The organism is Pseudomonas sp. BN414 (assembly GCF_029871275.1).
Lineage (GTDB): Bacteria > Pseudomonadota > Gammaproteobacteria > Pseudomonadales > Pseudomonadaceae > Metapseudomonas > Metapseudomonas resinovorans_C.
In genome coordinates this window covers 147,723-160,605 of the sequence record NZ_SSOL01000025.1, presented here as the reverse complement: position 1 = coordinate 160,605, position 12,883 = coordinate 147,723, and the positions used below count along the sequence as shown (strand labels likewise).

Here is a 12,883-nt window from a genome sequence, read left to right as displayed (position 1 = left end):
TTCTCGGTCAGGCCACGGCTGTCGGGGTTGGCGCTTGGGGCATCGTCGACGATTTCGATGCTGACATTCGCCGAGGCACTGGCCAGGCCATCGTCCACATTAATAAGGAAGCCGTCCGTCTCCGGACCAGCTGCATCGGTGGTCGCTTCCGTCAGCGTGTAGCTGAAGCTGTAAACGCCATTGCTGTAACCCGTGATCTGCACAGTGCCATGCGCCGTGTTGAAGCTCTGGCCCACTAGGCTGGTGAAGCTGCTGGTGGTGAGGTCCACCGTCAAGCTGCCAACGCTGAGGGTCTTAAGGTTGGCCAGCCCGTCGGAGTCGGCGACGTTGAAGCTGCCGGTGGTGACCGTGCTGCCATCCCCGGCGCTGGAGCCATCCGGCAGGCCTTTCTCATAGACCTTGGCCAGGTCGCCGCCAGCGTTAGGCGTGCTGACGTCGACCGTGGGGATATCGTTGCTGCCAGCGATGGTGATGGTCAGCGTCGAACTGCTCGGGTCGTTATCGGCATCCCGCATGGAATAGGCGTATTGCAAGCTCACCTGCTCGCCCTGGTCGAGACCTTCCACCGCGGCCGAACCATTGGCCAGCGCGAAACTGTAGCCGCCGTCGCCCTGCAGGGTCACCAGGCCATAGGAGGTGTTCACCAGCAGGCTGCCATTATCCCCTGGCGTTGCGCCAACCACGCCGTTCCAACTGGTGAAGGCTTTCGGTTGGTCGGCACCACCGACGTCGTTGTCCAGCACATTGCCGCTGACGCTGGACGGACTGCCGTTTTCGGTCAGGAAACGGCTGTCAGGGTTGGCGGCGGGCAGGTCGTCAACGATCTCGATGGTCGCGGTGGCCGAGGCACTGGCCACGCCATCGCTGACGGTGACCAGGAAGCCATCCGTTTCCGGCCCGGCCCCGTCGGTAGTGGCTTCAGTGAGCGTGTAGCTGAAGCTGTAAGTGCCATCGCTGTAGCCAGTGATCTGCACGGTGCCATGCGCCGTGTTGAAGCTCTGCCCAACCAGACTGGCGAAGCTGCTGGTGGTGAGGTCCACCGTCAGGCTGCCAACGCTGAGGGACTTCAGATCGCCGATGCCGTCCGGATCGCCAAGACTGAAGGTGCCATCGACCTGGGTGCTGCCATCCCCGGCGCTGGAACCATCCGGCAGGCCTTGCTCGTATACCTGGGCCATTCCACCCTGGGCATCCGGGAAAGCCACCTCAACCGTGGGGGTATCGTTACTGCCGATGATCGTCAGCGTCAGGGTCGAGTGACTGGCATCGCCATCGGCGTCACGCATGCTGTAGGCGTAGTGCAGGACCACCTGTTCGCCCGGGGCCAGCGCCTCCACGGCAGCCGAACCATTGGCCAGCGCGAAGCTGTAGCTGCCGTCTGCATGCAGGGTGAGGACGCCATAGGGGGTGTTCACCTGCAGGCTGCCGTTATCTCCGGGTATGGCGCCGACCACGCCGTTCCAACTGGTGAAGGCCTTCGGTTTATCCGCGCCGCCCATATCGTTGTCCAGCACATTGCCGCCCACAGTAGCGGGAACGCTGCCTTCGACGATGCTGGCGCTGTCGGCATAAGCCGTGGGTGTGTCGTCGTCCACGTTGATAATCAGGTTACCCACGACGCTGTCGCCATCGGCATCGGTCACCTTGTAGGCAATGCTGAAGCTCACGTCATTTTCGTCGTACCCGGCCGGATGCATGATCGGGTTGTTCTGCACGACGCTATAAGCACCGGTCGCCCAGTTCAGGGCCAGGGTGATGACCGTCAGGCCGCCCTGTTTGATCAACAGGTTGTCGCCGCTCTTCTCATAGCTGAAGCCTTCGGGCGCGCCGCTGGTAAGCAGCGTGATCGAACCCGGACCATCCGCCCCGAAGCTGTGCCCCAGTGTGCCGGTGACGTTCGCGGTATCCGGCGAGACGTCGCCAATGCCGTAGGCATTACCGCCTGAAAGAGCATCGTCATCCAGTTGCACCACGAGATTGCTGCTGACCACGGGCGAGTCGTCATCCACCTTGATGTACAGCGACCCGCCGGCAAGGTCGCTATCGCGGTCGACGATCTTGTACTCGACCTCGAAGGTCAGGTCGTTCTCGTCATAGCCCTCGGGGTGCATGATCGGCGCGTTCTGGGTAACGCTGTAGGCACCGGTGAACCTGTCCAGGGTGATGGTGATGAGCGTGACTTCACCCTGCTTGATCAGCAGGCCGCCGTTGATCTCCACGTAGGTGAAGCCATTAGGCGCGCCGCTGTCCTGCAACTCGATCTCGCCGGGGCCGTCAGCGCCGAAGTCATGGGCGATGACGCCGCTGGTGTTGTTGGAGTCCGGCGTATTGTCGTCCACACCGCCCGGGTTGCCGCCAGGCAGAGCGTCATCGTCGAGGCTGACTTTCACGTACGGGTCGATGCTGGGTGCGTCGTCCCTGAAGCTGATGGCGTTACCCAGGTCGAGGGATGCGCTGTCCTTGTCGCCGTCACCGTCGGTGATGGTGGCGGTCAGGGTGATCAGGTCGGCACTGGCCAGGCCCGCAGATTGATCCGGCCCGGTGTCGGGCGTATGGAAGATCGCCCGCGACTGCTCGAGGGTCACCGTGCCGTTAGCGTCCACGCTCAGACGGAAGGCGAGCTGTCCCCCGCCGACCACGCGCCCGACGATGTCCGAGCCCTCCTTGAACAGGAGGATGCTGTTGCCCGTCGCGGTGTCACGCAGGCCGCTGTCCGCCCCCGGCACCTTCACCTCCAGGGCGTAGGTAATGGCATTGCTGGCGGCAGCCCCATCGGCGCCGAAAACCGGCGCGAAGGCGTCTGCGAAATTAGCGCTGTCGGTGATGCCGAGCGTGGTTTCGTCCACCTGCAGATCGAACCCTTCGCTCCCCTTGACGCTGATGTTCGGCACATCGTCAATGATGTCGATGGTGAGGGTGCCGATGCCGGTGTTGCCGTTGGCGTCGACCACCTGGAAGGTGAAGGTCTCGGTGAACTGCAGGTTGTTGCCGTTATCGCCGGGATTGACCTTGGGCGCGGAGAGCAAGGTGTAGGTGTAGGCGCCATTACTGCCGACCACCAACTGGCCGTACTGGCCGTTGCCGGCTCCGATACCCAGGCTGAAGCTGTAAGGCCCGTTTCCACCGTTGGCAACCAGGGTGCCACTGGCGAGTTCGTCGTTGCTGGCCGGCTCACTGCCAAAGCCAAGGGCGGCCTCGCGCACATCGTTGTCCGAATCAACCTGTACGCCGCCCACCACCGTGATGCTGGACACATCGATAGTCAGGGTCGTGGTACTGAGGTCCCCGTCGGCATCGACAATGGTGTAGGTGAAGGTATCCAGCGTGCCGGCCTCGGCCAGGCTGTTGGCATTGCTGGTGTAGGTGTAACTGCCGTCGGCATGCAGCACCAAAGTACCGAAGGCGGAGGTGATGCTGTCGCCCACGCCGCCGGCAACCGGCGTCGACGTGTCACCGCCGGCACGCACGCCCACCACACCACTAGTCGGCGACGGACGACCATCGGCGCCGAAGGCATCGGCCACCGAACCCAATCCCGCTCCCGTGACCACATTGCCGATCACGCTGCCGCCTTCGCTGACCGACGCACTGTCCGCTTTGGCCTGCGGCACGTCGTCGACGATTTCGATGGTGACGGTCGCCGAAGCATTGGCCAGGCCATCGCCCACATTAATAAGGAAGCCGTCCGTCTCCAGACCGGCGGCATCGGCAGCCACCTCGGTCAGGGTGTAGCTGAAGCTGTAGACGCCGTCGCTGTAGCCGGTGATCAGCACCGTGCCATGGGCCGTGGCAAAGCTCTGCCCGACCAGGCTGGCGAAGCCGCTGGTGGTGAGGTCCACGGTGAGGCTGCCGACGCTGAGGGTTTTCAGGTTGGCCAGGCCGTCGGAGTCGGCCACGGTGAAGCTGCCGGTGGTGACGGTGCTGCCGTCACCCGCGCTGCTGCCGCCCGAAAGCCCTTTCTCGAATACCTGAGCCAGCCCACCCAAGGCATCCGGGCTGCTGACTTCGATGCTGGGAATGTCGTTGCTGCCGGTGATGGTGAGGGTCAGTGTCGAGCTGCTCGGATCACCGTCGCCGTCCTGCATCGAATAGGTGTACTGCAGGGTGACCTGCTGGCCTTCGGTCAATGCCTCGACTGCCGCCGAACCATTGGCCAGCACGAAGCTGTAGCTGCCGTCAGCATTCAAGGTAACGACGCCGTACGGAGTGTTCACCAACAGGCTGCCGTTATCTCCCGGAGTAGCACCAGCCACGGCATTCCAACTGGTGAAGGCCTTGGGTTGGTCGGCGCCACTGGCGTCGTTGTCCAGCACATTGCCGGCCAGGCTCGACGGCTCGCCGTTCTCGGTCAGGCTGCCGCTGTCCGGATTGGCGGTGGGCACGTCGTCGACGATCTCGATGCTGACATTGGCCGAGACCGGAAGACCCAGACCGTCGCTCAGCCGGAGGATAAAACCGTCCAGCTCGTCACCCGTGGCGAGATCGGTGATGGGCCGGGTGAGCGTATAGCTGAAGCTGAAGGTACCCGTGGAAGCGTCGAACCCGGTGATCTGCACGGTGCCATGCGCCGCTTCGAAACCCCGTCCGATCAAGCTGCCAAGCGGGTGGGTCGCATCGATCTGCAAGTCCAGGCCGCCAACAGCCAGGCTCTTCAGCTTGTCCAGCCCGTCAGGGTCCCGAATCGTGAAGGTGCCATGCACCACGTTGCTGCCATCGCCTTCGCTGGAACCGCCGGGCAGGCCACGTTCAAACACCTGGACCACGCGGCCGCCGAGATCCGGGAAATTGACCTCGATCGTCGGCACGTCGTTCTGGCCGACGATGGTGATGACCAGATTTGCGGAGCTCTGGTCACCGTTGCTGTCCTGGATGCTGTAGCCGAAGTCGAGGTTGACGGTTTCTCCTTCCCCCAGCCCTTCCACCTCCGGCGTGCCATTGGCCAGCTGGAAGCTGTAGCTGCCGTCGGGGTTAAGCGTCACCACACCATAGGGCGTGTTCACCACCAGGCTGCCATTGGCGCCGCTGATGGCATTGGCCGCCTGCCAGGAAACGAAGGTCGTCGGCAGGTCCGGGCCGCCGTCGTCGTTGCCCAATACGTTGCCCTGAATGCCTTCCTCGCCTTCGCTGACGCTCTGGGTGTCGTCCACGGCGGTGGGAACGCCGTTGACCGGCACTTCTGCCGGTACCGCCAGCGGAATGTCGGGGATGCCGGTTTCCGGTTGCGGGAACTCCACAGCGAAGGCGATGGGACCGGTGGGGAAGCCGATGGAGGGGTCCACGGCACCGGCCGTCTCGCCCAGCAACACGAACGAGTGGCCGCCGCCGGCGTTGCCGCCGCCAGCGCCGCCACCGGGACCGGCAGCGGTGGCTTCGGCGGCCTTGGTCGGGTCGACGCCGGCTTCGATGGCAGCCTGGAGTTTCTCGACGTCGGTCAGGTCCTGCTGGCTGGGCGCAGCCGGTGCACTGTCGGTTCCGGGCTGCGTCGCATCGGGCGCGCCGGCCAGCAGCGCGTTGTTCAGCGGCATGCTGCTGTCGCGTCCGAGCACCAGTTCCTGGCCGTTGGCCAGGGCCACCGCTACCGCGCCCTGGGCGCCGGTGACCAGTTGCTCACCCGCGAAGACCCGGTCGCCTTCGGTGAGCAGGCGGCGCGAACCATCCGCAGCTACCGCGAACACTTCCCCGACGACCTGCCGTACGACCCCGATTGATCCAGCCATGACTCCTTCCTCCCGCACCGCGTGCTGCCAGACGGACAGCGCCGAACCCAGTCAATGAGGGGTCACAGCACATCCGAACCGGACTACGGGAACGTGAAGAAGCATCAGAGGAAGCGTCGCCAGCCAAAAAACCACGCAATGTCAATAAAACGTCACGCAGCCCGCCGACGGCCTTTTACGCCGGACTTACCCCGCCCTGATTTTCTTGATTTGTGCTTGACCGCATTACGCGACCGCAGGTTAGGCCGGAAAGCCCCAAAAACCGCGATCTGCTGGCAAAAAGATGTCTTGGATTTCCGACGAGTGCATAAGAATTTTTCCTGCTAACTCATGTGAAAAATTCTTCTTAGGTAAACGAAAAGTTGTTCTTAGCTCTGATGTTACAAGCCTGAAACGGTTTGCGATGGATTTTCGCCAATTTTACGGCGCCAGGACGCAATGTATTAACAAGGAGAACGACAAGAAATGCACACTCTCACCCCCTTGTGGTCCAGCATCCTGATTGCCTTGGCAACCACGCAAATCCACGCCATGACGCTCACCGACGCTATACAGAGCACCCTGGACAAGCATCCCGAGCTCCTCGCCAGCGCCCAGAATCGACTGGTCGCCGACGAAGAAGTCAAAGTCGCCAAAGGTGGGTACTTACCGACCGTCGACCTGATAACCGGTGTGGGGCGGGAGCAGAGCGACAGCCCGACCACCCGAGCCCTCGGCGATCACAACAAGGAGACCCTGAATTTCCGCGATGCCGAGTTGCGCCTGCGGCAGATGCTGTTCGATGGATTCAACACCCCCAACGAGGTGAATCGCACCCAGTCCGTGGTCAATTCCCGCGCCTACTTCACCCTGGGCACTGCGGAAAGCCTGGCGCTGCGCACCGTCGAGGTTTACCTGGAAGTGCTGAAGCGTCGCGAGATGGTGGTCCTGGCCAGGAACAACCTGATGGCCCACGAGCGCATCCACGACCAGATCGGTCTGCGCAGCGAACGCGGCGTGGGCAGCACCGCCGACTTCGACCAGGCCGAAGCGCGCCTGGCCCTGGCCAAGAACAACCTCTACACCGAGGAAGTGAACCTGGCCGATGCGGAAGCCAACTTCTACAGCGCCGTCGGCCTGCCCGCCGACGAGCTGGTGGAGCCGACCAGCGTCAAACCCGAGATGCCGGCCGACCTCCTGGCTGCACGCCAGGGCGTGATGGATACCAACCCCCTGCTGAAATCGGCCCAGGCCGATGTACAGGCCGCCGAGAGCCAGTACGAATCGGCCAAGGCGCCCTTCTACCCGCGCCTCGATGCCGAACTGGCCACCACCGCCGACGACAACGTGCAAGGCGACGAGGGTCACTACAACACCTGGCGAGCCGGCGTCGTGATGAATTACAACCTGTACAACGGCATGCGCGACAAGGCCCGGCTGCAAGCAGCCGCCTACCAGGTCAACCAGTCCATGGACATCCGCAACAACGCCCTGCGGGTGCTCAACGAGAACCTCTCGCTGGCCTGGAACGCCATGGAAAACGCCCGCAAGCAGACCCCCGAGGCTCGCTCCTACGCCGACTACACCGCCCGCGTCCGCGAGGCTTACCAGCAGCAGTTCGGCCTGGGCCAGCGCACCCTGCTGGACCTGCTGGACAGCGAGAACGAACTCTTCACCGCCAACCGCCGCTACGTGGAAGTGCGCTACACCGAAGAGTTCTCCATGTACCGCGTGATCTCGGCCATGGGCGACCTCCTGCGTCGCCAGAAAGTTGTTGTCCCGGCAGAAGCCGTCGCCGTCTCCGAAGTGAAGAGCGAAGCCCGGCTGCCCGACATGAAATGAGCCAGCATGGGAGGCCAGGATCATGACCACCATGGAGCGGACTGACAGTCCCCGCGACCCGCGCCAGGGTCATGACGACCCCTTGCTCGACGGCTTGCTGATCCTCTGTCGCCTGCATGGCCGACCCGCCAGCCGCGCCAGCCTGAGCAGCGGCCTGCCGCTGCCGGGGCAGCGCCTTTCCGCCGAACTGCTGCCTCGCGCCGCGGCTCGCGCCGGCCTGCAAGGTCGCCTGCTGCGCCGCGAGCTGGCGGACGTCTCATCGCTCAATCTGCCGCTGCTGTTGCTGCTCAAGGGCGGGCGCAGCGCAGTGTTGACCCGACTCGACGACCAGCGCGCACTGATCCTGCCGTGCGAAGCCGACGGCGGCGAGCAATGGGTTCCGCGCGAGATCCTGGCGCTGGAGTACGGCGGCCAGGCCCTGTTCGCGCGCCCGCGCCACGAACTTGAGGAAGCCCACGCGCCGCTGGTGCCACGGGTGAAATCCTGGTTCCGCGATACCCTGCGCCTCTCCCGCTGGCTCTATGCCGATGCGATGCTGGCGAGCCTGCTGATCAACCTGCTGGGCATGCTGGTGCCGCTGTTCGTGATGCAGACTTACGACCGCGTGGTGCCCAACCAGGCCACCGCGACCCTCTGGGTGCTGACCATCGGCCTGTTGATCGGCACCGGCTTCGACCTGCTGCTGCGGGTGTTGCGCGCCAACCTGCTGGACAGCGCCGGCAAGAAGACCGACGTGGTGCTTTCTGCGACGCTGTTCGAGCGCATCATCGGCATGTCGATGAAGGCGCGCCCCGCCACCATCGGTGGGTTCGCCCAGAGCATCCATGACTTCCAGGGGCTGCGGGAATTCCTCACCGCCGTCACCCTCACCAGCCTGATCGACCTGCCTTTCTCGGTGCTGATGCTACTGGTGATCGGCCTGCTCGGCGGGCCGCTGGTGGTCATCCCGCTCCTCGCCTTTCCGCTCACCGCGATCTTCGCCTGGATCATCCAGACGCGCCTGCGTGACACGGTGCAACGTAGCCTCGCCCTGGGCGCCGAACGCCAGGCGCTGCTGATCGAAACCCTGTCCGGCCTGGAAACCCTCAAGGCCTGTGGTGCCGAAAGCGAACGCCAGCACCGCTGGGAACACACCCACGGCGCCCTCACCCGGCTGGATAGCCACGCACGCTTCCTGTCCGCCCTGGCCACCAACGGCACGCTGTTCATGCAGCAGTTCGCCGGCCTGGCGATGATCGTCGCGGGCGTCTACAGCATCATCGCCGGCAACCTCAGCGTCGGCGCCCTGGTGGCCTGCTACATGCTCAACAGCCGCGTGCTCTCGCCCCTGGGGCAGATCGCCGGACTGATCACCCGCTACCAGCAGGCGCAACTGACCATGAAGTCCACGGACGCACTGATGGCCCTGCCTCAGGAACGCGAGGCCATCCAGCAGCCGCTGGAACACCAGGCGTTCAAGGGCAACCTGGAAGTGCGGCAGGTCGAGTTCCGCTACCCAGGACAGGCCGCGGCGGCACTCAACAAGGTCAGCCTGCGCATCACCGCTGGCGAACGTGTCGGCATCATCGGCCGCAGCGGTTCGGGCAAGAGCACCCTGGCGCGCCTGATGCTCGGTTTCTATGCGCCGGACGAAGGCCAGCTGCTGCTGGACGGCATCGACCTGCGACAGACCGATATCGGCGACCTGCGCCAGCAGATCGGCTACGTCAGCCACGACCTGCCGTTGCTGGCCGGCAGCCTGCGCGACAACCTGACCCTGGGTGCGCGCCACGTCCATGACGACCGCATGCTGGAAGTAGCGGAAATGACCGGTGTCGCCGAACTCGCCCGGCAACACCCGCAAGGTTATGACCGGCCGGTAGGCGAGCGCGGCCAACTGCTATCCAGCGGCCAGCGCCAGGCCGTGTTGCTGGCTCGCGCGCTGCTGCTCGATCCGCCACTGCTGGTGCTCGACGAGCCCACCAGCGCCATGGACAACTCGAGCGAGGAACAACTTCGCCAACGCCTGTCGATCTGGGCGGCGGGCAAGACCCTGGTCCTCATCACCCATCGCAGTTCAATGCTGGCGCTGGTGGACCGCCTGGTGGTGCTGGACAACGGCCAGGTCGTTGCCGACGGAGCCAAGGACACCGTCATCGACGCCCTGCGCAAGGGCCGCATCGGTCAGGGCAACGCCTGAGGAGACACAGCATGGCCAGCGCAGAATCGCCCAACTCCTACTTCGGCCGCCGTGATCGCAGCGACGCCGAGTTCATGCCGGAAGTGGCCGGCGCCATGGCGGAGGATTCACCGCGGGCGACCCGCGTCACCGTCTGGGTAGCCTGCACGCTGCTGCTGGTGGCGCTGGTCTGGGCGCATTTCGCGGTGCTCGATGAAGTCACCACGGGCGAGGGCAAGGCCATCCCTTCCAGCAAGGTCCAGATCATCCAGAACCTCGAAGGCGGCATCGTCTCGGAGATTCTCGTGCGCGAAGGCCAGGTGGTGGACAAGGGCACTGTGCTGCTGCGTCTGGACGACACCCGCTTCCGTTCCAACAAGGGCGAGAGCGAAGCGGACCGTCTGGCGCTGACGGCCAAGGTGGAGCGCCTGTCGGCGGAGGCCGAAGGCCGCGAAATGGCGCTGCCCGAGGAAATCACCCACGACGCGCCGCAACTGGCTGAAGACGAGAAATCCCTCTTCCAGGCGCGCACCGCTCGCCTGGAAAGCGAACAGCGCATCCTCAGCGAACAACTCAGGCAGAAGAAACAGGAGCTGGCCGAGTTCCGCTCCAAGAGCCAGCAGTACCGCTCCAGCCTCGGGCTGATCCAGCAGGAGCTGAACATGTCCCAGCCGCTGGTGAAGGCCGGCGCCATCTCCCAGGTGGAAATCCTCCGCCTGCAGCGCAGTGCCGTGGAAACCCGTGGTGAACTGGAGGCCACCAACCTGGCCATTCCTCGCGCAGAATCAGCGGTGTCCGAGATCGAGCGGAAGATGGAAGAGAGCCGCCTTTCCTTCCGCTCCGACGCCTTCAAGGAGCTCAACGAAGCGCGCACCGAGCTGTCGAAGATCACCTCCACCAGCAAGGCCATCGACGATCGCGTCAGCCGCACCACCGTGGTCTCGCCGGTGCACGGCGTGATCAAGCAGCTCAAGGTCAACACCATCGGCGGCGTGGTCCAGCCCGGCAGCGACCTGGTGGAAGTGGTGCCGCTGGAGGACAGCCTGCTGATCGAGGCGCGCATCCGTCCCCAGGACGTGGCCTTCCTGCATCCCGGCCAGAAAGCCATGGTCAAGTTCACCGCCTACGACTACACCATCTACGGCGGGCTCAAGGCGGGACTGGAGCTGATCAGCGCCGACACCATCCAGGATGAGGAGGGCAAGAGCTTCTACCTGATCCAGGTGCGCACCGAGAAGAATCACCTGGGCAAGGACGACCACCCGCTGCTGATCATCCCCGGCATGGTCGCCACGGTGGACATCATCACCGGCCAGAAGAGCGTGCTGGATTACCTGCTGAAACCGGTGCTGAAAGCGCGGCAGGAGGCGATGCGGGAGCGGTAAGACAGGGACATTCCCATAGGGTGGAAATCGCGTTTCATTTCCACCAATCGGAGCCCGACATGACACCGATGGTGGGTGAAAAGAACGTCATCCACCCTACACACGACCGGCGATTCCGAGCGCCCGTAGGTTGGTGCGGGCGGCGTTCCGTCAGAGCGAAGCGAAGCCCAACACGCGAAGTCCGACTCTGGATCGTTGGGCCTCGCGTAGCTCGGACCAACCTACTGGGCGTGGTTCTTCCTGAAGGTTTCCTCCCCCATCGCCTCGATCTGCCCCTGGATCAGCGCTTCGAACGGCCGCAGCAGGTCGTCGTATCGCGTGGGCGCTTCGAGGATGTCGAGGGCGGCAACGATGGCTTCGAGGGTGGAAAGCGCCCCCGCCATGGGCGCCTTGCGCAGGCGGTAGCGGGAGGTCAGGCCGTCGGGCAGGGTAACCCTGGGCAAGGCTTCCAGCTCTGGGTTGAGATAGAGCAGCTTGCGCGCCTTGCGCCAGGTGCCGTCAGGCACCACCAGCAGGAGCGGGCGCGGGTCGTCGTCACCGGCCACTTCCGCCACGGGGCGAGCATCATCACCAGGGAACAGCAGGCAGGCACGATAGCGGGTATCGGCGAGAGTCTCGGCCAGATCGGTGAAGCGCTCGCCCACGCGCAGCTCTGCATTCGCCAGCCCCAGGGCGGCCAGGCGCGCCGTATTCAGCGCATGGTTCACCTCGCTCGGATGCTGTAACAGCAGCACGCGGGTGCGGCTCGCCAGGTGCGGAATCGACGGGCACAGGCAATGGGTTTCGGGGCGCTGGCAGCGCGGGCAACTCGGGCGGGGCATGAGGGGTCTCCTGGGAGACGCATTTTGCCACAGGGCATCCGGGTTACATCCTTGAAACTCAGCGCAGGTTCAACTGCGCCCGCAGCAGGTCGCGGAAGGTGAGGATCAACGGCTCCTTGGCCCGCCCCCGGCGCAGGATCATGGAGAACGGCGCCTGGTAGCCGAAGGTCGCCGGCAGCAGCGCCCGCAGGCTCTTCTGTTCGACCCAGGGCTGCGCGTAGTGCTCCGGCAGGTAGCCGATGTAGGCGCCGGACAGCACCAGGATCAGTTGCGCCTCCATCGACTCCACGGTCGCCGCACTGTGCTTGAAGCCATGGCGCGCCAGTTCCGCCTGGCTCCAGTAGCCGCGCCCCACCATGCGCTGCTGGGTGATGAGCTCGGCGGGAATGCGCCGCTCGTTGTAAAGCGGGTGGCGTTCAGAGCAGTAGAGCCAGTGCTGCTCACGATAGAGCGGCTGGTAGACCAGGCCGTTCATCCGCGTGGAGAAGGCACCGATGGCCAGGTCCAGGCGGTTGTCGAGTACGCCGAGCTGCAGGTCGTAGGGGCTCATCACCGACAGGTGCAGGTGCACCGCCGCATGTTCCTGGCTGTAGGCACCGATCACTTCCGCCAACGGCAAGGCCGGGTCGCTCACAGTGGAATCCAGCACCCCAAGGTTCAGCGTGCCGCGCAGCTCGCCCTTGAGGGACGCGGAGTAGCGCTCGAAGCTTTCCAGTTCTCCCAACAGACGCAGGGTTTCCTGGTAGTACAGCTCACCCTTGCTGGTCAGGCTGAAGCCACCGCGCCCGCGATGGCAGAGGGTCAGGCCCACTGCGCCTTCCAGCTGGCTCATGTAGGTGCTGATGGCGGAAGTGGAGAGATTGAGCTCCTGCTGCGCCGCGGCGAAGCCCTGGTTGCGAACGACGCTGGCGAAGATGCGCAGGAGTTTCAGGTCGGGCATGGGGGTGGACATGGGGGCTCCAGATAGGCCGAGAACGATGC

The 12,883-nt window shown here is 64.4% G+C and carries 6 protein-coding genes; 3 read left to right on the top strand and 3 right to left on the bottom strand.

Annotated features, from left to right (window positions below):
* Positions 1-5,717: retention module-containing protein (locus tag E8E95_RS03135; protein WP_280348036.1), on the bottom strand; the 5,717-nt coding region annotated here is incomplete at its 3' end.
* Positions 5,718-6,182: 465 nt separating this feature from the next.
* Here E8E95_RS03135 and E8E95_RS03130 point away from each other — a divergent pair.
* Genes E8E95_RS03130 through E8E95_RS03120 form a run of 3 tightly spaced genes read left to right on the top strand, consistent with a single transcriptional unit; the run spans position 6,183 to position 11,081 of the window.
* Entirely contained in the window at positions 6,183-7,538 is a 1,356-nt protein-coding gene (locus E8E95_RS03130) for a TolC family outer membrane protein (protein ID WP_280348034.1), read from the top strand.
* Between the two features lie 22 nt (positions 7,539-7,560).
* Positions 7,561-9,717 (top strand): type I secretion system permease/ATPase, encoded by a 2,157-nt coding sequence (locus E8E95_RS03125; protein ID WP_280348032.1) that lies wholly within the window; start codon positions 7,561-7,563, stop codon positions 9,715-9,717.
* Between the two features lie 11 nt (positions 9,718-9,728).
* Positions 9,729-11,081 carry an HlyD family type I secretion periplasmic adaptor subunit gene (locus E8E95_RS03120; RefSeq protein ID WP_280348029.1) on the top strand — a complete coding sequence of 451 codons (1,353 nt, stop codon included), beginning with the start codon at positions 9,729-9,731 and terminating at the stop codon, positions 11,079-11,081.
* Positions 11,082-11,302: 221 nt separating this feature from the next.
* Here E8E95_RS03120 and E8E95_RS03115 read toward each other — a convergent pair whose 3' ends face one another.
* Together E8E95_RS03115 and E8E95_RS03110 are read right to left on the bottom strand one after the other, a co-directional pair.
* Complete coding sequence (locus E8E95_RS03115; RefSeq protein ID WP_280348028.1) at positions 11,303-11,902, bottom strand: DTW domain-containing protein; 600 nt, start codon at positions 11,900-11,902, stop codon at positions 11,303-11,305.
* A gap of 58 nt (positions 11,903-11,960) precedes the next feature.
* Positions 11,961-12,854 (bottom strand): LysR family transcriptional regulator, encoded by an 894-nt coding sequence (locus tag E8E95_RS03110; RefSeq protein WP_077524050.1) that lies wholly within the window; start codon positions 12,852-12,854, stop codon positions 11,961-11,963.
* Between the last annotated feature and the right edge of the window lie 29 nt (positions 12,855-12,883).

Bases quoted from the DNA above. Each gene is read 5' to 3' on its own strand.
- E8E95_RS03110 (WP_077524050.1), bottom strand. From the start codon at position 12,854: ATGTCCACCCCCATGCCCGACCTGAAACTCCTGCGCATCTTCGCCAGC.
- E8E95_RS03115 (WP_280348028.1), bottom strand. From the start codon at position 11,902: ATGCCCCGCCCGAGTTGCCCGCGCTGCCAGCGCCCCGAAACCCATTGC.
- E8E95_RS03130 (WP_280348034.1), top strand. From the start codon at position 6,183: ATGCACACTCTCACCCCCTTGTGGTCCAGCATCCTGATTGCCTTGGCA.
- E8E95_RS03120 (WP_280348029.1), top strand. From the start codon at position 9,729: ATGGCCAGCGCAGAATCGCCCAACTCCTACTTCGGCCGCCGTGATCGC.
- E8E95_RS03125 (WP_280348032.1), top strand. From the start codon at position 7,561: ATGACCACCATGGAGCGGACTGACAGTCCCCGCGACCCGCGCCAGGGT.